The following is a 19929-nucleotide window of genomic DNA, read 5'->3' on the forward strand; positions in this document are numbered from 1 at the left end:
CTTTAAATAAAAAAGACAGACCCCCTTGAGTGTTTCTCAAGTGAATCTGTCCCTCTGGGTTTTTGTCCCTAAGTGGTGTAACACATAATCAGTGTCCGCATCGCTTGGACCAGTCTTTCTTATGCCGATGCACAAGAAACGGAACCCTAGATGCGCTATTTCACTCATAGTCGGATAATTACAGTGGTTATCCGGTAGAAACTTATGGGCCATATTCCCAAGATTATATGAGTTGTTTATGAAAAGTCGTAGTAAATACCTTGTATATCTTACACGCTCTGTCCGAACCTTACAAGCAAAATTTTAAGCATTATTTCATCCATTTATGACATATTTTCATGAAATACATATGTTTTCAATCGGCCTATTAGGCAAGCGTTTGTTTCTAAGCACACTCCGCCCGTATTGCTCACGATTTCCGCCCCCATGCATTTATGATAAGGAAAACTACTCAGAGAGGAACGATACGGGTGGCCAAACAAAAGGACCGGATTGTCGTTATTATTCAAAAAGGAAAACGGCGGATTGTTACACGGACGCCGCTGGCGGGAGTAGACCGGCTCGTATTTGTCATCAATAATCAATACACCAACGCAGCCAATACCACCCAAATTGCCAGCGGTGCGGGACGAAGCAGCGCAGCCGGAAGCAATGCGGCCATTGCTTCCCCTTATACACGCCAGCAGCAGAGCGTCGGCGCCGGAGGAGATGCCGCTAACCTGGGGAGCAAAGGACGAAACGGAGGCAAACATCCTCTCCCTTTGATCTGTCCGCGCGGCAAGGAGATCGTCGTTGTCATCAACAACCAGACGGTCAAGCTCCCTAAAGGCAGCATGAGTTCATCGGCGACACAGGTAGGCAGCGGCGGCGGAACATACAGTACAGGCGGAACCAACTCTGCCATCGACAGCCCCTATACACGCCAGCAGCAGGCGGTCGGCGGTGGCGCAGGAGGCCATGCCTTGAACAGAGGTTCAGCCAAGCACCGCCAGAGAAGAAGACGGTCCCGTTAACTTTTGTCCGCAATTCATAGAGTAATCTGAGAATAACGCCAGTAAATCCTGTTTTTTTGCGGATTTGCCGGCGTTTTCTCTCGCCTTCCCCTATCGCCTCCTCTCTATTAAAAGTATAATTAAAGGTGATTCGTGATACTAACTAGACAAAGGACGGGCGAGCATGACAATAAAACAACGGGTTTGGTTAGCATCATCTGCCTTTATCCTTTTTCTCAGCAGCATGATTGCTGTATCTATAATTTATCTTGAAGGAGTTCCTCTACTCCTGTCTTTAGCATTCGGTGCAGCCGGCATTATTCTTGGAAGTGGACTCATGATGAGTATCCAGCGGAACATCCGCCGCGGTCTGGATAGAATTATGAAGATATCCGGAGATATTGCGCAAGGCACCCTCGATTCCTCCGCAATCAGCCCTGAAACTGGAGATGATTTCGGGGAGTTGGTATATTCCTTTCACGCTTTAGCCGTTAATCTGGAGCACAAAAGTACAGAAGAACGCAGCCTGCGGCTTCAAGCCGAAGAGCAGGCCTGGATTAATACCCAAGTTACAGAAATGGCCCTGATGCTTCAGGGATCGGTACATTTAGAGACCGCAGCCCGGGTTTTTATCGGCAAGCTGAGCGGCGCTGTCGGCGGAACCTACGGAGCGGTCTATCTGAAGCAAGGGGACAAGCTGCACTTCACCGCCGGTTATGCCTTCGATGAAGCCGCTAGCCGCCGCGAACCCTTTGCGCTTGGCAGCGGGCTGGTTGGACAATGCGCACTGGATCAGAAGATGGTCGTGCTGCATGATCTGCCGGAGCATTACATCCGCGTGCAATCCGGACTGGGTGAAGCTGCCCCCACTACGCTGATCCTGGTTCCTGTCATTTATGAGCAGGATGTTGTCGCTGTGGTCGAGCTGGCTACCCTGAACACATTGGCTGACAAAGAATACGAATTGATTAAACGGACCGGCCAGAACATGGGCGTGCTGATCAATACTTTGGCAGACGTGGCCAGAATCGAAGAGTTGCTGGGTGAAACCCAGCTGCAGAAGGAAGAGCTGGAAGCCCAGACGGAGGAACTGCAGGCCCAGACGCAGGAGCTCGAAGCGCAAACCGAAGAGCTCCTGGCACAGACCGATGAGCTGCGTTCACAGACCGAGCAATTGCAGGCGCAGGGAGAAGAACTGCAGATGCAGGCAGACAGCCTGCTGACCTCGAATGAGCAGCTGCAGCGGCAGATGGAATTGACGGAAGAGCAAAAATCCGAAATTGAAGCCCAAGCCGATGAATTAAAGCTGCAGACGGAAGAACTTTTTGCCTCTAACCAGGATTTGCAGAAGCAGATGGAGATTTCTGAACAGCAAAAGGAAGAAATACAGGCACAAGCCGACGAGCTGCTGGCTCAAACCGAAGAACTTCAAGCGCAGACAGAAGAGCTTCAGGCGCAGACAGAAGAGATCTCTGCCGCAAATATTCACCTGCAGCAGCAAATCGAACTGACCGAGCAGCAAAAAGAGGAAATCAAAACCCAGGCGGAAGAAATCTTCATGGCCGCCCAGTACAAATCAGAATTTCTGGCCAATGTATCGCATGAGCTGCGCACTCCGCTGAACAGCCTGCTGATTCTGTCGCAGATTCTTGCCGAGAACAAAGAAGGCAATCTTGGCCCTAAGCAGCTTGAATATGTGCATACCATTTTCTCGGCAGGCAAAGATCTGCTGCAGCTGATCGACGAAATTCTCGATTTGGCCAAGCTTGAGGTAGGCAAGATGACCGCTGTCCTTGAACCGGTATCCTTGCATGATCTAAGCAACCACCTGTTCCGCCACTTTGAGCAGCAGGCCAAGAAAAAGAATATCCGCTTTGATGTCCATTGTGACAGCAGGCTGCCTGATCATCTTATGACCGACAGCCACAGGCTGCAGCAAATCATCAACAACCTGTTATCGAATGCCGTTAAATTCACTCCGGAGCAGGGCTCCGTCTCTCTATCTATCCGCATGAGCGGAAATGAGGCGGTCTTCTCCGTCAGCGATACCGGTATCGGGATTCCCGAATCCAAGCTGGAGAGCATCTTTGAGGCCTTTCAGCAGGCGGACGGCACAACCAGCCGCAAATATGGGGGAACCGGTCTTGGCCTGACCATCTGCCGCGAGCTTTCCACCATGCTGGGTGGAAGAATTGAGGTTGAATCCACAGAAGGCAAAGGCAGCACCTTCTCCCTGGCTATTCCTGCTGTTGAGCCGGAGGGTGACGCTCTTGCGCAGGCAGCTGCAACGTTCGCAGCTGCCGCCAGCAGTGAGCTTCTCAATCCGGACACCAGCAGCCGGGAGAATACCGCCTTCCGTGAATCCTTCGTGCCCGATATTTCCATATCCAATCCGAAGCTGCTGCAGTTCGCAGAAATGGAGGATGACCGGGGAAATCTGCTCAGCGATGACACGCTGCTCCTGATCATTGAAGAAGATGCCGAGTTCGCGGCCATTCTGCTGCAGCTCGCTCGCAGCAGAGGCTTCAAGGCGATCGTCGCCTTTCAGGGCGATCAGGGCCTGGCTCTGGCACATGCCTACAAGCCGGATGCCATCCTGCTCGACCTGCATCTTCCCGTCCTTGACGGCTGGTCAATCATCAGCCGCCTGAAGAGCCGGCCGGAGCTGCGTCATATTCCGGTGCATGTGATCTCGACCGCGGAAGAGAATCAGCAGAGCCTGGCCATGGGCGCACTCTCCTTCTGGAAGAAACCCAGTGATCAGGCCGAGCTGGAGGCTGCCTTCCTGCAGATTGAAACCTATATCAGAAGGCCGGTAAAAAGCCTGCTAATTGTCGAGGACAACAAGGATCTGCGCAGCAGCCTTGTAGAGTTCATCGGGCATCCCGATGTACGCATTGTCGCAGTGGGGACAGGACGGGAAGCATTGGAGCAGCTGGTGAGCCATCATTTTGACTGCATGGTCCTTGATCTGGGCCTGTCGGATATCAGCGGCTTCGATTTACTGGAGCAGGTCAAAACCAACCGCAAACTGCAAACCCTGCCGGTTATCATCTATACGGGCAAGGACCTCAGCAAGGGCGATGAACAACGTCTGAAGCATTATGCCGAGAGCATTGTCATCAAGAACGTGCGCTCCATGGAGCGGCTGTACGACGAAACCGCGCTGTACCTGCACCGCAAGCATGCCGATCTGCCGCCGGACAAGCAGCGCCTGATCGAGAAGCTGCATAATCCGGAAGCGGCTTTTGCCGGGAAGAGCATCCTGCTCGTGGATGATGATATGCGCAATATCTTTGCGTTATCAAGTGTCCTGGAAGGTTATAATATGGATATCAGTTTTGCGCAGAACGGCAAAGAGGCGTTACAGCATCTGGAGCAGCATCCCGAGACCCAGCTTGTATTTATGGATATTATGATGCCGGAGATGGACGGGTACGAGACGATGAAGCATATCCGTGCCATGCCGGAGTATGACCAGCTTGTGATTATTGCCCTGACCGCCCGGGCTCTGGAAGAAGACAGGCTTAAATGTCTGCAGGCCGGCGCTTCTGATTATATTTCTAAACCGATTAATACCACCCAGCTGGTTACTGTACTGAAGGTGTGGTTAATTCAATAATTACCAGACAGACTTCACATTTTAGAAATTTTAACTCGCTGTGGGAGGAAATATGGATTATCCTGTGAATATTTTACTTGTTGATGACCGTCCGGATGAATTTCTGTCCGTTCAGGCGCTGCTTGCAGACACTCCTTATCGCCTGATTGGCGCCAGCTCCGGTATGGATGCCTTGAAATGCCTGCTGGAGCAGGAATTCGCCCTGATAATTATGGATGTGCTGATGCCGGACATGGATGGTTTCGAAACGGCGAAGCGGATTAAAATGCGCCAGAAATCGCGGGATATCCCCATTATATTTCTAACCGCACTAACCTCCGAGCTGGAGAATTATATGATGGCGTACACGGCGGGAGCGATTGATTTTCTGACCAAGCCCTTCCATCCCATTGTCCTGAAAAGCAAAATAGACGGTTTTGTCCGCCTGTATCAGACCCATAAGGAACTGCAGATCAAATCGCAGGAGCTGGAAGCGGCAAATGTCGTCCTTACTGAACTGAAGGAGACTGCCGAGGTTGCCCTGAGGATCAAGAGCGGGTTTCTGGCCATGATGAGCCATGAAATCCGCACCCCCTTGAATGGAATTATCGCAATGTCGGATGTGCTCAGAACTTCAGAGCTGGAGACAGACGATCTGGAAATGGCAGAAATCATTCATACCAGCGGTCACGCACTCCTGTCCGTAATTAATCACATTCTCGATTTTACAAAGATTGAATCGGGCAAAATGGAGCTGGACTACGAGCTGTTCAACCTGCATGCCTGCCTGAAAGAAACGATGGATCTGTTCAGGGCACTTGCCAAAGAACGCAATTTAAGTATGGAAATGGATATCGACCCGGCGATTCCCGCGCTGCTGGTTGGTGATCCGAACCGTCTTAGACAGGTCCTGAACAATCTGATTGGCAATGCCATCAAGTTCACGGCAAGCGGCGGTGTAAAGGTACATACCCGTCTCAGACAATCGCTGGATGGGGTCCTGCAGCTGGAGTTTGTGGTTGAAGATACGGGCATCGGCATTCCGGCGGATAAAATGGGTTATTTATTTCAGCCCTTCACACAGATCGGCGCGACCATCAACCGCAAGTTCGGCGGAACCGGCCTCGGGCTGTCCATCTGCAAAATGCTGGTTGAACTCATGGGCGGCACTATCTACGCCAAACCGGGCAGCGAACAGGGCGCCGTATTCATTTTCACCATTCAGGTTACCGAAGGCCAGCCGGATTAGTCTGCTTATGGGAACACACAAAAAACCGCAATCGCTCCATTCCTTGGAGGCTTGCGGTTTTTTTGTGTCAGTCTGGCAGGCTCTATGGTTGTAAAAGAGAGTGCGATCCCGTTATCCTGCGCTTACTTATTCACCGTATCCACCGGCAGGAGCCGGATGGGCAGCGATATATTCCAGGGCATTGTAGATCAGCTCCGCTGCTTCTGCGCGGGTAATCTCCTTGGCCGGATGGAATTTGCCCGCGGTGTCCAGACTGGCGATTCCAAGGGTAAGCGCCCGCTGAATGGAGCCGTCGTAACCGCTTGTAAAATCAGCTTCGTCGGCAATATCCACCGGCATGAGCTTGATCATCGGAAGGTTGCTGTGCTTCTCAATCGCCAGCATCAGCTGATGGGTGAATTCTTCCCGCGTCCAGTTCTCCGCAGGGTCCAAATCTGCCGGCAGGCCAATATTGTTATTGGCAGCGATAATCAGCGCATCCGCATACCAGGCTGTATTGCTGGCATTCGGGAAATAGTCCGTCGCCTGCGGGGCTTTGATGAAGCGAACCATGTCGATATTCAGATCCAGGGCGTTGACGATTAGTTGAATGCCTTGGGCAGCGGTAACCGGAGCATTCGGCAGGAATTTACTATCAGTGACCCCGTGAATGATCCCCTTTTGCTGCAGCTCTTCAATTTTTGCTTTAGCCGGGATACCGGCCAGATCCTGAAAAGAAGCGGCGGCGGCAAAGCTCTGCCCGGCAAAAGTCAACGTCAGCACTGCCGCTGCGGACAGCACAAGCTGTTTGAATGTATGATTATTCATGTCTACTCACCTCGCGGTAGTTTTACTTGCTTGATTGTGCCTTCTTTCTACCAGACGAAGCCGATTATTAAAAGTTGCAGTTCATCCGCTGCTATTGGAACGTAGGAAAGCCCCGGCACAATGCGTCATTTCCGCACAGAGCCGGGGCTGTTCAGTCTGCCTTTTTGTGGTTCAGCACATTGTCCTCCAGAACGGCAAATTTATCGCCATATTCCCTGATGATATGCTGTTCCCCCCAAGCGCAGAGGGAATCCAGAATCGACCGCAGCGACAAGCCGTATTCACTGAGCTCATATTCCACTTTAGGCGGCACCTGGTTGTAGCTGATCCGGTTGACGATGCCGTCCTGCTCCAGCTCCCGGAGCTGCTGGGTAAGCATTTTCTGTGTAATATTCGGCATATGGCGCTTCAAATCACTTGTCCGCATCTTGCCGTGGGTCAGGTGGCAGAGAATAACGCATTTCCACTTGCCGCCGATCACCTCCAGCGTCGCTTCCACAGATATATTATATTTTTTAGCCATGAGGATTCCTCCTGAAAAGTTTGGTGGGCTTTGTCTTCAAACACTCCTGCGGGTACTTTTTAGTACCTATAGCACTAAAAAGTACGTACTATCATTTAACGTCCTGGTAATCCATAATAGCACTTACCGGCCGGTGATTACCATACTGTAGGAGTGGAAAACATGTCCTTAGATAAAAGAAGAAGCACCCTGGCGCTGCTGGCTTTGGCGATCAGCGCCTTTGCGATAGGAACAACCGAGTTTGTCAGTGTCGGCCTGCTGCCGCTAATTGCTGATGACCTGCATATATCCGTAACCACAGCGGGATTGACTGTCACTCTATATGCGCTGGGCGTTACCTTCGGCGCACCTGTGTTAACGTCGCTGACCACGGCGGTCTCGCGCAAAACCCTGCTGCTGGCGCTGATGGTTCTGTTCATCGCCGGCAACAGTCTGGCCGCTGCCGCTGACGGAATTGCCATGCTGCTGACTGCACGGGTCATTTCGGCCCTCTCACATGGCCTGTTTATGTCCATTGCCTCAACCATTGCTGCCGATCTCGTGCCCGAGGACCGCAGGGCCAGCGCCATTTCGGTGATGTTCACCGGACTTACGGTTGCTACCGTAACCGGAGTGCCGCTCGGTACATTCCTCGGGCAGCAGCTTGGCTGGCGGGCTGCCTTTATCGCCATAGTCATTACCGGCATCATAGCGCTGATCGGGAACCTGGTTCTCGTTCCCTCCGGTCTGCGAAAAGGCACGAAGACGCTTTTGCGCGACCAGGTCAAGCTGGTGACGAATGGCCGCTTGCTGCTCGCTTTTGCAATTACAGCTTTGGGATACGGCGGCACCTTTGTCGTCTTCACCTATTTATCGCCTCTGCTGCATGATATCAGCGGCTTCAAGGAAAAGACGGTTGCCGTCATTCTGCTGGTGTACGGCATCGCCATCGCTATCGGCAATGTGATTGGCGGCAAGGCAGCCAACCGCAAGCCGATGAACGCCTTGTTCTATATGTTCGCCCTGCAGGCTGTCGTTCTGCTGGTCTTGGCCTTCACGGCACCCTTTAAGGCCGCAGCACTGGTCACCATCTTCTTCATGGGGCTGCTCGCATTCATGAACGTACCGGGCCTGCAGGTTTTTGTCGTAATGCTCGCCGACCGGTATGCGCCAAGCGCCAGAGATATCGCCTCTGCTGTCAATATTGCCGCCTTTAACGCCGGCATTGCCATCGGAGCATACCTTGGAGGGCTTGTCACCGATCATATGGGACTGATTCATACCACATGGGTAGGATCAATCATGGTATTCGGGGCTGTAATCCTTACCGCCTGGAGCCGTGCGCTGGAACGAAAAGATGAGCTTACACTTCAGACTGAAGCCGCCTGATCACCTGCCGCTCCATTCAATCCTGTTTCGAATACACAAAGTACAAACTGCAAATCACTAATCACATTACATTCTGGAGGTTATTATATGATGGCACAGCATTTACAGGATACAACTACACTGCAGAACGGCGTGAAGATGCCCTGGCTAGGATTGGGAGTCTTTAAGGTCGCCGACGGGGAGGAACTGGTACTGTCCGTGAAGCAGGCCATTGCCCATGGCTACCGCAGCATTGATACCGCTGCTGCTTATCAGAACGAACGGGGCGTTGGCCAGGCGATAGCCGAGGCTATGAAGGATAACGGACTGAACCGTGAAGATCTGTTCATCACCTCCAAGGTCTGGAACGCTGATCTCGGCTACGATGCGACACTTGCCGGCTATGAGGCCAGTCTGGAGAAGCTGGGCCTGGAATATCTGGATTTGTATCTCATCCATTGGCCGGTAGAGGGCAAATACAAAGAGTCCTGGCGGGCGCTGGAAACGTTGTACACAGCGGGCCGGGTCAAAGCGATCGGCGTCAGCAACTTCCAGATTCATCATCTGGAGGATGTGATGAAGGATGCCGTAATAAAGCCGATGGTCAATCAGGTGGAGCTGCATCCTTACTTGTCCCAGCAGCCCCTGAGAACCTTCAGCAAGGAGCAGGGCATCCAGATCGAAGCCTGGTCGCCACTCATGCAGGGACAGCTGCTGGAGCAGCCTGTGCTGAAGGAAATCGCTGCCGCATACGGCAAATCCGTAGCACAGGTTATCCTGCGCTGGGATCTGCAGCATGGCATTATCACGATTCCGAAGTCAACGAAGGAACAGCGGATTATCGAGAATGCCGCTTTGTTCGACTTCCAGCTCAGCGATGAAGACATGAGCCGGATTGACGGGCTGAACCGCGATGAGCGGGTCGGTCCGGATCCCGATAACTTTGATTTCTAAGCAGACACCACGCTAGAATCACTACAATAAAATAACGACGGCAGCCATGGACAAGAATAAAGTCCTAGACTGCCGTCGTTTTATATTTCTCCTTCAGATACCGGAAATAATCCGCCAAATAATGTCTAACGAATGGGGGCGGACCATGAAGCATTTACCCGTCTTTTCAGGCAACTGGAATCAAAAAACCCGGGTCATGAGGTATTCATCGGCAGGGTTTCACTGGAGGAATTTCACTTTCATAAACAATTGACAAAAATTCGGATATTAGTTATATTTAATTTCGTAATATTATATTTTGCAAAATATAATTTAGATAACTACTAATTAAAATGGAATGGAGAGATTGTAATGATGATTTTGAGTACGATACTCGTAGCACTGGTTGCGCTTGAGCATGTATATATTTTGGTTTTGGAAATGTTTATGTGGACTACTCCAAGAGCGCAGAAAGCGTTTGGAACCAGCAAGCAGTTTGCGCAGGATACAAAGTCACTAGCCGCTAACCAAGGACTGTATAATGGCTTCCTGGCCGCTGGTTTATTATGGGGATTGCTTCATCCGAATGAAACGACCGGATTTCAGCTTCAACTATTTTTTCTGATCTGTGTCGGTGTGGCAGCGATTTATGGCGGCGTCACTGCCAAGAAGTCGATTTTATGGGTTCAGGGCCTCCCGGCCTTTCTGGCTATTCTGGCTGTTCTTGTAGCGAATCTGTAGGTCAATTTCCCCATAGTGAGCCATCCTTTGTGGATGGCTCTTTTTGTGCCCTCTTCTCCAGAACATTAACCGGCATCAGACTTAAGCGCACTAAAGTCCAAATTCTTAAGCCGTTCTGTTTCTATAAATATCATCAAATTGTCGCCATCATGCCAACACCATTCAAGATCATCATCGGAGGCAATGGTTAACAGAGAGATCCACCCTGCTCCAGGCGATGGATCATATGCCAGTGTACAATGAGAAGGATAACCTAGAAGGTAGTCTGAGCTTTTATGCAAAGAATCTCGTATTTCAGTGTATATGTCGTTCTCTTCTTCCCCGAAAGGCCAATCCTTCACCTGGTATTCGTCATAAGGAATATCCATCGCCGGGATAAATTCAATCACAGTGGTCTTGCCATTATCGGAATTGGGCGGCGATATCTCCTCCAGATCTATGGATTCAGGAATATATACAGCATGAACATACCCGTCCTCAAAAGCCTCCAGGCAACCCTCACCCTCGGGATCATCCGCTACAAAAAGACTTAGGAGTCCTGTGGATGGCAAGTCTGCTCCAGTTAATGAGATTTCCGCAAAATTGATTTGGCCCAGGAAACGATATGGATTGCCTTCATATGTAGGCCATTCGCTGCCAACTGGTAAATCAGGCGCTCCTCCAAAACGGCTACAGCCCAATCGTGGTTCAACATCGTTATTCTTAACTATATCAATTGCTGGTCTCACAACTTGGAGCAGATACTCTTTATGGCGTGCTATCTCTGACTGTTCTATCGTCTCTAAAAATTGGTTTTTATTCATTTGCATCTCCTTCTCCTTGAAAAACTTTACGATTTCAAGCGGCAAGTTTTGTTTAATATGTTCTCTGCATAGATTATAAAAAAATCTCATGATACCTTATTTCATATAACGACGGAGGAGGTCATAACATGAAGATTACGTTAAGAAGGTATAGATTACTTTCCGATTTCGAAAGAGTCTCTCAGTTCATGAGATTAAACTTCAAGAAGTATCAGTTGGGTGGTAATGTCCCGCAGCCTTTTTGGGAGTATGCGCATACACACCCTTATTTTAATCATTCTCTAACACATCGATTCGGTATTTGGGAGGAGAACGAAGAAGTTGTAGGTGTAGCTTGCTATGAAATGGACGTTGGCGAATGCTACTTTTCAACCAAAGAAGGATATGATTTTTTAAAACATGAAATGGTTGAATATGCAGAGACAGAGCTGTCTAAGAGATCAGCTGACCAATACAGCCTCGATATTAGGGTATACGATTATGAAGAACATCTTATGAAATTACTTGTCCAAAAAGGATATCACAAGGTATACAGTGAGCCAATCCGAGTTTACAATTACGTTTCGGGTTTTTCCACGCGCACATTACCCGAGGGATTCACTTTCATAACTTTAGAAAATGAAAATGACCTGCGTAAAATTAACGATGTATTGTGGCGGGGATTCAACCATGGAGACGAGCCTGACGATGACCTTGATTCCAGATTGCTCATGCAGAGTGGTCCACATTTCAGAAAGGACCTTACCGCAATAATAAAAGCCCCCAATGGAGAGTACGCCTGTTTTGCCGGAATGTGGGTTGATGGTGTGAACGATTTTGCATATCTTGAACCACTCGCTACAGATCCGCGATATCGCAGTTTAGGGCTTGCAACTGTAGCAGTAACCGAGCTAATGAAACGCACTGAACAACTGGGGGCTACATATTGTTTCGGAGGTGCCCCCGACTTTTATCCCAAAATTGGGTTTGAAACCGCCTGCCACCGGGAAATGTGGTCAAAAGCATGGTAACCAAACGGCAGACAGAAGCGGATATTATCTGACCCTATTCCCGCTTCTGTCTGCCGGAATTAACCGTTAACTTCTCATCTAGACTCATCAAGTCCTTTTACTTCTATTACCTTTTTACTAAACTGATACGCTACAGTAACATTTTCTATAATCGCAGTATCCTGATATGCAAGAGAGCCCTCAAACTCTAAAGTATCATTGTCTTTCCACACTATTTTATCTGCATAGCTATAATTCTCATAATCTGTGCGAATCCATGTATCTAATTCTTTTTGTGCACCATATTTGACTCTTGCAGATTCTACTAACTCTGGACTTGTCATTCCCTCTTCAATATTAATAATTTGAACGAATTCACTTTTATTAGAGCATGTCACTATCGCAACTAACTTCTTATTGGGTGAAGGAATAATATCTGTAATATACATAGACGGTGCAGAAAAACTTGAATATTCTTTAAGCACATTGTCTTTTATCCTCCAGAGGACATTTTGACTCCCATAATCCGAATAATTATTAAATAATGTAAACAATATACTTCCGTCTGCCAACTTAAAAACATAAGGGCTCCGGTAACTTTTTGACAAAATATCTATAGCGAAAGCAGCCGAATCGGCGATTTTTTGATTATCATTTTCTAAAAATGGCTGGAGTTCCTTTAACGCTTTTTCTCTCAACTTTTGATTATTAAAGCATTCTACTAGCCTATTAATAGCAATATATACATGTTCCTCATTATCACTTTTTAAAGCGTGCAGAAATTTTTCCGCATCATATTGAGTAGCAGGTGCTAACTCCATGTCTTCAGCTCTTAAGTAACGTATATAAGGCTCTGAATTTTGATTTTTATAATATTCTGTTGCCAATAGAGCTGAAGCGGTTGAACTATAAAGGATAAGACAGGCAACCAAAACAACCCACTTTTTAGAAATACTTTTTTTCCTTTTCTCTGTTCCACTGTGCTCTGCCGCTTCAATTAAGTTTTCATCAATTAATCCAATCTCTCTATATAACTCTTCTCTTTTCATAGGTTAACCCCCTCTTTCTCCAGATGAACTTTAAGTTTATTTCTTAACCTAAATAAAATGGACTTTACTTTACTACCACTCATATTAAATCTCATAGAAAGATCCTTTATTGAATAGGAGTACCAGTACCTCCCAATAAATAAATTTCTTGCTTGCTCATCTAAGTCATATAAAAATTGATTGATTAAATTGGCTATCTCACCTGCTTCATACTCTGTTTCTACAGTCTCAGGGGAAGCTAAACATTCTTCTAATTCAGTTAAAATAACTTCAAACTCACGATTACGCTTTTTCGCTGTATTATAACCATGTTTATCAAGAGCAATATTACGTGTGATCCTCCCTAGAAATACAGGGAACTTCCTAGGCATATTAGGGGGTATTGCATTCCATGCTCCTAAGTATGTATCGTTCTCACACTCTTCAATATCCGAATAACTGGAAAGTGTGTTTCTTGCAATCACTCTGCAGTATGCCCCATATTTATTCTTAGTCTCTATAATGGCTTGCTGCGAACGCTGTAAGTACAGGCGAACTATTCCCTGATCTTCCATCCGGTATTCTCCTTTACAAATCTTATCCCTCTTATCTATATAGTAGAAAGTTCGTAGGATTGGTTGCACTTTTCTCGACTCTTTCCTATTAATTAGAGCGTGTCCTCAAACTGGAAGAGCTCTGGGGAAGCAGGGTTTAGTATTGAATGAAGATAGGGTCCCTAAAAGCACACAGCGGATTCGTTCACTCGGACTCAGGAGACGCTATCGAGAGTAAAACCCCTGTTTATTCTCTTTTGCGGACCCAGATGCACTTATCTGCTCTGGATTCTATCTAAAAACGGTCTTCAGGGAGAAATAACTGCGCTGGAGTCCGTTTCCTTACTGTAACAGGCTAAAAGCCCCAAATAGGTGCAACTCGGTCCGTTTGTGCTCAGAGCCAGGAATACACTTTCCGGACGCACACGCCCTTGTTCAAAAATGTTTTTTTATTATTCCTTATTCTCGTCCAAACAGCAAGAAAGGCCCCTCCCTTTCAGGACGACCTTTTCCTTGAGAGATTGAACCAATGTTCTCTTCGCGCCAAGCCTCTCTATTTCGATATGGATTACGATTCTCACAATTCGTCTTTGTCGAAGTAATCATCTGGAAAATGCAGTTCCCGCAAACAACCGATAAATTTCTCTCTGTAATTCGGATTGCTTTTATACTCCGGCCATACCGCCTTATAGTAAGGCAGCAACCTCTCATGTGGAATAATGCCCCAGTATAAAATCGAGTTATTCAGAACCTGCGGGCCGCCCCCCATCAACATCTGTTCAATGATCTGCCAGCTTCCCTGCTTGTTCTCGCAACTGCGCGCGGCATAGATGGCAGTGGTTTGCATCTTCGGGTCGGCGTGACACAAGAAAGGCGCAAAGTTCAGGAGAGTAATCGCACCGTAATCTTCCAGGATATACCCTGCATAACGCAACGTTTCCGGGTCGTGAATCCTGTCAAACCTTTGCAAGATCACTGGAATAAATTCCGTTAAATCCACAGTTTTACTGGAAGCATGCAGAATCTCTAAAGCTTGCAGAAAACCCTCATGCCTATCCGATTGCAACAGCTCCAGAAGATATTTCCTACCCGCATCAAAAGAAGTTTTGCAGATTAGCCAAATTGCTGTGGTCCGATTTTTTGGGCTTTGCTCCGCAATATTTTTCAAAAAACCAAGGGTTGGCTGAGAGATTTTCTTAAACTTGAACATTCCATCAAGCGCTTTTGCCTGGATTTCTTCGTTTGGAGCGCTCTGATAAATCTGGATCAGCGCATTCTCATCACCCGGCATACGACTGCCAAACCACCCGTTATCATAATCCAGAATAATTTCATCCAGCCAACGCTCATACCAGTCCAGAAAGTTGTCTTCATAGACAAAGAAAAAGGGATGATCGGGATGAAAATCAGAGGTGTACACAATTCTCCCCCTGTGTTTCCCTTCAAGCACGAGATACATATCGTATTCGCAGCCTTGGGTGCCTATGCACAACATGCCACCCAGCACCTTATTACGGGCGTCGTCGTATTCCTCATCGGGGATGTCCTCGTCGTTGGTCAAGGTCTCCGTCAGATGGTTCCATTCCTCTTTGGTCATCCCGGGATGCAGAACGGATTCTGCAAGGAGTGCCTGGCGCTCGGTATAGGAAGCTGCCTTTTCGATCGAATAAATTCCATAATAGGGTCCGGCGCCTCCGTTGCCGACCTTCGTTAAAAACTGCGCGAAAGGCTCAGGAAGTGTGACTTGATTGTGGGCTTGCCAGTCCGCCAGCTCTTTTGCTGTAAGCTTCCCATTAACCCTGTATTGATGTGAGGATGATCCAAACTCCGAGAAAGCCGTGTCTTTGCGCATGGCTTGATTCAATTTGTTTTTAATTCGATCCAGTTGCGTTTCTTTCTTCCCAAACCACATATTTGAACCCTCCTGTTGACTATAGCCAGGTTTTCTTTGTTTGCCACAACGATAGTATGTATATAATTTATATCCGTAAGGTACAACAGTTCCTGTATGCAAGGCAGTTTTGAAAAGGGCCACCCTTCACAGGATGACCCTTTCTTTTGTAGATCAAGCTTCCGCCTGACGGGTGCTCATTTAATCACTCATAATTATACGTTTATACGATAAGGGCAACAATCTTTCACTTCAACTTTTACACCGGATAATACCGCTCCTCTCCCAAAATGGTTCCGATCGCATTCTGCCGCCCGCTGCCGTGTTGGTTACAGTGCCTTTTGGTGGTACCCTTGATTACTCTTTCTGCATGCCTGGCCAATTCAATTGCCGGGACCATCGCGGAGAATAGTAACCGCTTTCATTTTCTTTCAAACGGAGTTACGCTTTACTATAATCTTTGTTCAAAAAGAAAGGAGCGGGGTAAGCCCACTCTCCAGGGATAAAATTGTACTGTTCTAACGGATACCAGCCATTACTCTGTAGCACAAATAAAACTCTCAGAAGTCTGTTTAGCACCGTTCCGACTAGAGTGTTACCCACCCTGCTCCTTTGGTCCGCATGATGCTAATACTGGCTCCTGCGAGCTTTTCTTCAAAAAACTTGCCCCTACTTGTGATAAGGTTCACCGCGCTGTCTGTAACGGCAAGTATCTTATATATAATGAAGACCGCCATAATGGCGGCCTAAACTTAAATTACGACTTTCTTCTAACCGGGATCCATACTTCGCAAATCGATTCGGTGTGATCATCATTTGCCCAATAGTACTTCTCCATACATGGTCCTTCAACTTGTTCAAAATTCGAGGATGGGAACCACTCCGAATAAATTCGTTTCCAGACGTTTAGGATTTCTAACCCGATCTCCATGTCGTCTGGAATCGATTCTCGACTATCGAACACCGCGTAGCTTTGATTAGGAATCTGAAGGATGTTCAGCCCATCCGGTACTCCTCTTCCTTCTGGCAACTCGACACCCGTCATATAGCTCTTAGTACCATCCTCGCTGAAATCAAAGTAATATCCGTTTAACAGAGAACCTGCAGGCCTGCCAACAGTCTCGTTAATCTGGTCATGCGTGCCATTCTTCCAAATTACCTCTACGAAAGCCGGTATCTCCGTGAAAGGGTCTTTCTTGATGATGACGACCTTGCCGATTGCTGTTGAAGCCTTTTCCTCGACAATACGATAGTTCATTTCTGTTTCTCCTTTAATCTGAATTTGAAAGGAGATTCGAGAAAACGCTTTGAGCTTCACATTCTTTTTCTTTGCCGCAAGTGGTGTTACGCCATGCATCCGTTGAAATGCTTTGGCAAATGCTTCAGGACTCTCGTAACCATATTTCAGCGCAATATCAATGACCTTACTATCCGATCCTGCCAGATCTTCCGCCGCAAGCGTGAGCCTTCGGTTACGCATATACTCGGTCACCGTAAAGCCCGTCAAGGCATGGAATATCCGCTGAAAATGGTACTTCGAAGACATCGCGGACCTTGCGATATCGTCGATCTCAATATTCGATTGCAAATTCTCTTCTACGTAATCAATCGCCTGCCGAAGCAACCGAAGCGTTTCCACTCGCTCTCATCTCCTTTCATTATTCAGTCTAGAAGAACGGCTGAAAGAATTCCTGTTCGAAAGTGCTTCGTTTTGTCTGAAAAACTTGCCCCTACTTGTGATACGGTTCACCGCGATTGTGAAACATCCTTATCTTTTTTGCAAAAAGATCCACCATTGCCGGTCAAAACCGGGAATAAAAATCTCTTCGCAACCCTGAATCCCGTTCAGCCAGCGTCTGGTCAGGGGGATGATATTCTCAAACAAATCTAATGGGTAGCCCCAGTCAAGGTCTAATTGGAACATATAATGATTCATAGCGATAATGCCATCTGTTCGCAAAAAAATCAATAAAGTGTGGATCAAGGTGATAAAAGGCTGCATGGCATGAACTTCGAGTGTACCTGAGGCAACCTCCTGCTGAAGAAGTTTGATCATGGCCGGCAGAGTTTCCATCCAATCTGTATGTATGGTGTCGATTCCAGCCTGTCCACACAATATCGCCTGGATGATATCATTGACCGCATGCTGAAAAACGATAAGATCCACTGACCCGGAAGACAGATGTTGTTCGAGATAAGCTGCATCGTCCTCTATGACTTTCATATGCAGGGGAAGGCCCAGCGTTTTCTGAAGCAAACTGGTGGTGAGGCTTTTATTCATATTGGCCGTTATGTATGTACTGTTCGGATGGGTTCGTGCCATGACCTGGGGAACCATATCTGCATCGCCGGAAGCCACCTCCAATAATGTCAGTTCATCTCCCAACTGCAGTGCTTCAAAAACCTCCGCCCAACGTGCTCTGAAGTAGACTTCATTTACAACGGTAAATTGGGCAATCGGACTTTCCAGCAATAGTTTAAGCTGGTGTTCCACCTCGTTTTGCGGGAGGGAGAGATATTGTTTCAGTTCTTGCTCACTCAAAAAACGTTGTGCCCGCTCATTTATTAATGGGTAGCATTTGTCTACGTCATCTAATGGAATCATTTAAGCTTCCCCTTCCTGGCTATAACTATATTTGCTACTATTATATTTATTAATGGATTTTCCAACAATCGGAATTATTAAAGATATATAGGTTAAAATAAAGTTTTTTGGGAATCCATAGTTACTCCAATTATAGAATCGGCTTTCATGTACCTTATCTAGCTAAATATATACAAATCAATGTAGCAAAGGAGCGGCAGAAGCGCAGGCTCGTTACACGCCGCCGACCACCACAATAAGCACCGGCAGCACCAGGAAAGAAGCCAGCGTTGTCCATACAATGCAGCGGGATACCAGGGAGGGAGAACTGCTGAACCGTTCGGCCAGCACGACGGAATTGACGGCGACAGGCATGGACGCCAGAATGAGCAGCACCGAAAATAAGGTGCCGGTAATATTCAGCAGGAGCAAAACGAGTGCGGCAAGCAGCGGAGCCAGCAGAAGGCGGACCGTGATCCCGGTCCAGAAGGCAAGCTGCACATTGCGCTCTGTCTGGGCTGCTTTGACCTTGACCATCTGCGCGCCCAGAATCGCAAGCACCACGGGCGAATACGCCCCGGCCACCATCGAGACCCCGGATGCCAGTTCATCCGGCATATGCAGGCCGAGCGCCCGCAGCATCAAGGCCAGAATTGCCGCATAGATGGCCGGCAGCGAAAACACGGATTTAACGGCGCTGCGCACTGAGAACTGTGATCTCGCAGCGAAATAAACGCCGATGGTATTAACGATTACCATCTGGCCAATGACATAGACCGATGCTTTATCGAGGCCAAGCTGGCCGAAGGCCAGCAGCACCAGCGGAAGCCCGTAATTGACGCTGTTCGTAAACGTGGAGACCAGTGTCAGTCCGGCGGCTTCCGCCGGAGCCAGCTTCAGTATTCGCCCGAGCACATTGGCCAGGCCCCATAAGAGAAACAGATTCAGCAAGGAGAACGACAGTGTCTTATAGACGTCGTCGAAGGAAATTTCTGCAGTAGCCAGCGTATCGAGAATGATCGCCGGACTCAAAAAGTACAAATAGAGCGTTAACAGCGGTTTCGTATCTAGGTTCTTGAACCGGCCCAGCAGCGTTCCGGCGATGACCGGAATGGACAGCGGCACTATGACCTTAAATAACGTCGACAACACAGTCTCAATCACGGGCCAGGACTCCTCTGTTCTATAGTTACTCCCTACTATACCTGCTGAAGCAAGGCCCGTCTAAGATATGGAAACAATATGCTTAATAGAAACTGCCTATGGCTGCACATAACTTCCCAAAAGATAGTATTGTGATATGATTAAGAAAACTCGCTATTTACTCAGGAGGCTAGTTGAATATGAACCTTTCAGAGCCTGTCATTATAACCAAGGGCACTCCCGGCGAACCCTGTCCCATTGCCAAAACACTCGATATTATTGGAACCAAATGGACCTTTCTCATTATCCGCGATCTGCTGATCGAAGGCACGATGCGCTTCAGCGATCTGCTGAAATCCCTGGAGGGAATCAGCCCGAAGACGCTCTCGCTGCGGCTCCGTGAGCTGGAGAACCATGGCATTCTGGAACGTACAGTATATCCGGAGGTGCCGCCGCGTGTAGAATATACCCTGACCGCGAAGGGGGAACAGCTGGAAGGAATTTTTATCGAGTTAAAACGATACGGACTCACGCTCTAAAAAACTTTAATCCGGCAACCCTTCCACCGCACAAAACTATACTTTTGGAAACTGTATAACAATAAGGTAACTACTTTCCAAAAGGAAGTTATAGACATATACTCTCCTCACAGAGCACAACATGCTTAGCGATGCTTCCGAAGCGAGTTTTATTGCGGCGGATGTCTGAAAGTAATGCTCCATAAACCTTTGAGGAGGAAAAGAG

Annotated in this window: 17 protein-coding genes and 1 riboswitch; of the genes, 8 read left to right on the forward strand and 9 right to left on the reverse strand. The window is 47.9% G+C overall.

The genetic code is table 11. From position 1 onward, the window contains the following. Positions 1 to 147: 147 nt before the first annotated feature. Positions 148 to 251, reverse strand: a riboswitch (purine riboswitch). 219 nt (positions 252 to 470) lie between these two features. From ACAN56_RS30795 to ACAN56_RS30805, 3 genes are all read left to right on the forward strand, one after another. Next, positions 471 to 1013, forward strand: coding sequence for a hypothetical protein (locus ACAN56_RS30795; RefSeq protein WP_231578353.1), 543 nt, complete (start codon positions 471 to 473; stop codon positions 1011 to 1013). Positions 1014 to 1176: 163 nt separating this feature from the next. Further along, entirely contained in the window at positions 1177 to 4614 is a 3438-nt protein-coding gene (locus tag ACAN56_RS30800) for a response regulator (protein WP_379147622.1), read from the forward strand. Between the two features lie 52 nt (positions 4615 to 4666). Further along, the gene (locus ACAN56_RS30805) at positions 4667 to 5842 is read left to right on the forward strand and encodes an ATP-binding response regulator (RefSeq protein ID WP_379147624.1); all 1176 of its coding nucleotides are present in this window, start codon (positions 4667 to 4669) and stop codon (positions 5840 to 5842) included. Between the two features lie 126 nt (positions 5843 to 5968). Here the strand turns inward: ACAN56_RS30805 and ACAN56_RS30810 are convergent, their stop codons facing one another. Both ACAN56_RS30810 and ACAN56_RS30815 read right to left on the reverse strand, forming a co-directional pair. Beyond that, positions 5969 to 6649, reverse strand: coding sequence for an S-layer homology domain-containing protein (locus ACAN56_RS30810; RefSeq protein WP_379147626.1), 681 nt, complete (start codon positions 6647 to 6649; stop codon positions 5969 to 5971). Positions 6650 to 6800: 151 nt separating this feature from the next. Beyond that, positions 6801 to 7172: a winged helix-turn-helix transcriptional regulator gene (locus ACAN56_RS30815; RefSeq protein ID WP_341097114.1), complete on the reverse strand. Its 372-nt coding sequence runs from the start codon at positions 7170 to 7172 to the stop codon at positions 6801 to 6803. Positions 7173 to 7334: 162 nt separating this feature from the next. Between ACAN56_RS30815 and ACAN56_RS30820 the strand changes: the two genes are divergently transcribed. The 3 genes from ACAN56_RS30820 to ACAN56_RS30830 all read left to right on the forward strand — a co-directional run bounded on the left by ACAN56_RS30820 (position 7335) and on the right by ACAN56_RS30830 (position 10193). Beyond that, a complete protein-coding gene (locus ACAN56_RS30820; protein WP_379147628.1) occupies positions 7335 to 8540 on the forward strand; it encodes an MFS transporter in 1206 nt (401 codons plus the stop codon). A gap of 90 nt (positions 8541 to 8630) precedes the next feature. Then, positions 8631 to 9473 carry an aldo/keto reductase gene (locus ACAN56_RS30825; RefSeq protein WP_379147656.1) on the forward strand — a complete coding sequence of 281 codons (843 nt, stop codon included), beginning with the start codon at positions 8631 to 8633 and terminating at the stop codon, positions 9471 to 9473. 351 nt (positions 9474 to 9824) lie between these two features. Next, the gene (locus ACAN56_RS30830) at positions 9825 to 10193 is read left to right on the forward strand and encodes a DUF1304 domain-containing protein (RefSeq protein WP_038597846.1); all 369 of its coding nucleotides are present in this window, start codon (positions 9825 to 9827) and stop codon (positions 10191 to 10193) included. 65 nt (positions 10194 to 10258) lie between these two features. Here ACAN56_RS30830 and ACAN56_RS30835 read toward each other — a convergent pair whose 3' ends face one another. Next, positions 10259 to 10996 (reverse strand): YwqG family protein, encoded by a 738-nt coding sequence (locus ACAN56_RS30835; protein ID WP_379147631.1) that lies wholly within the window; start codon positions 10994 to 10996, stop codon positions 10259 to 10261. A 128-nt stretch (positions 10997 to 11124) separates the two neighbouring features. On the opposite strand from ACAN56_RS30835, the gene ACAN56_RS30840 reads away from it, so the two are divergent. Next, positions 11125 to 12006, forward strand: coding sequence for a GNAT family N-acetyltransferase (locus tag ACAN56_RS30840; protein WP_038597847.1), 882 nt, complete (start codon positions 11125 to 11127; stop codon positions 12004 to 12006). Between the two features lie 74 nt (positions 12007 to 12080). Here ACAN56_RS30840 and ACAN56_RS30845 read toward each other — a convergent pair whose 3' ends face one another. From ACAN56_RS30845 to ACAN56_RS30870, 6 genes are all read right to left on the reverse strand, one after another. After that, positions 12081 to 13034, reverse strand: a complete 954-nt coding sequence (locus ACAN56_RS30845; protein WP_379147633.1) for a hypothetical protein — start codon at positions 13032 to 13034, stop codon at positions 12081 to 12083. Beyond that, positions 13031 to 13588, reverse strand: a complete 558-nt coding sequence (locus ACAN56_RS30850; RefSeq protein ID WP_379147635.1) for an RNA polymerase sigma factor — start codon at positions 13586 to 13588, stop codon at positions 13031 to 13033. The genes ACAN56_RS30845 and ACAN56_RS30850 overlap by 4 nt, the downstream gene beginning before the upstream one ends. Positions 13589 to 14144: 556 nt before the next feature. Continuing rightward, on the reverse strand, positions 14145 to 15479 hold the full coding sequence (locus ACAN56_RS30855) for an SMI1/KNR4 family protein (RefSeq protein WP_379147658.1): 1335 nt from the start codon (positions 15477 to 15479) through the stop codon (positions 14145 to 14147). A 736-nt stretch (positions 15480 to 16215) separates the two neighbouring features. Further along, positions 16216 to 17097 (reverse strand): AraC family transcriptional regulator, encoded by an 882-nt coding sequence (locus tag ACAN56_RS30860; RefSeq protein WP_076110935.1) that lies wholly within the window; start codon positions 17095 to 17097, stop codon positions 16216 to 16218. A 129-nt stretch (positions 17098 to 17226) separates the two neighbouring features. Beyond that, a complete protein-coding gene (locus tag ACAN56_RS30865) occupies positions 17227 to 18063 on the reverse strand; it encodes a hypothetical protein (RefSeq protein ID WP_340896044.1) in 837 nt (278 codons plus the stop codon). 213 nt (positions 18064 to 18276) lie between these two features. After that, positions 18277 to 19206, reverse strand: coding sequence for an AEC family transporter (locus tag ACAN56_RS30870; RefSeq protein ID WP_379147638.1), 930 nt, complete (start codon positions 19204 to 19206; stop codon positions 18277 to 18279). Between the two features lie 179 nt (positions 19207 to 19385). On the opposite strand from ACAN56_RS30870, the gene ACAN56_RS30875 reads away from it, so the two are divergent. Next, positions 19386 to 19724 carry a winged helix-turn-helix transcriptional regulator gene (locus tag ACAN56_RS30875; protein WP_342437620.1) on the forward strand — a complete coding sequence of 113 codons (339 nt, stop codon included), beginning with the start codon at positions 19386 to 19388 and terminating at the stop codon, positions 19722 to 19724. Positions 19725 to 19929: the final 205 nt, after the last annotated feature.

The organism is Paenibacillus paludis (assembly GCF_042610515.1).
In the GTDB taxonomy this organism is placed as follows: domain Bacteria; phylum Bacillota; class Bacilli; order Paenibacillales; family Paenibacillaceae; genus Paenibacillus_AQ.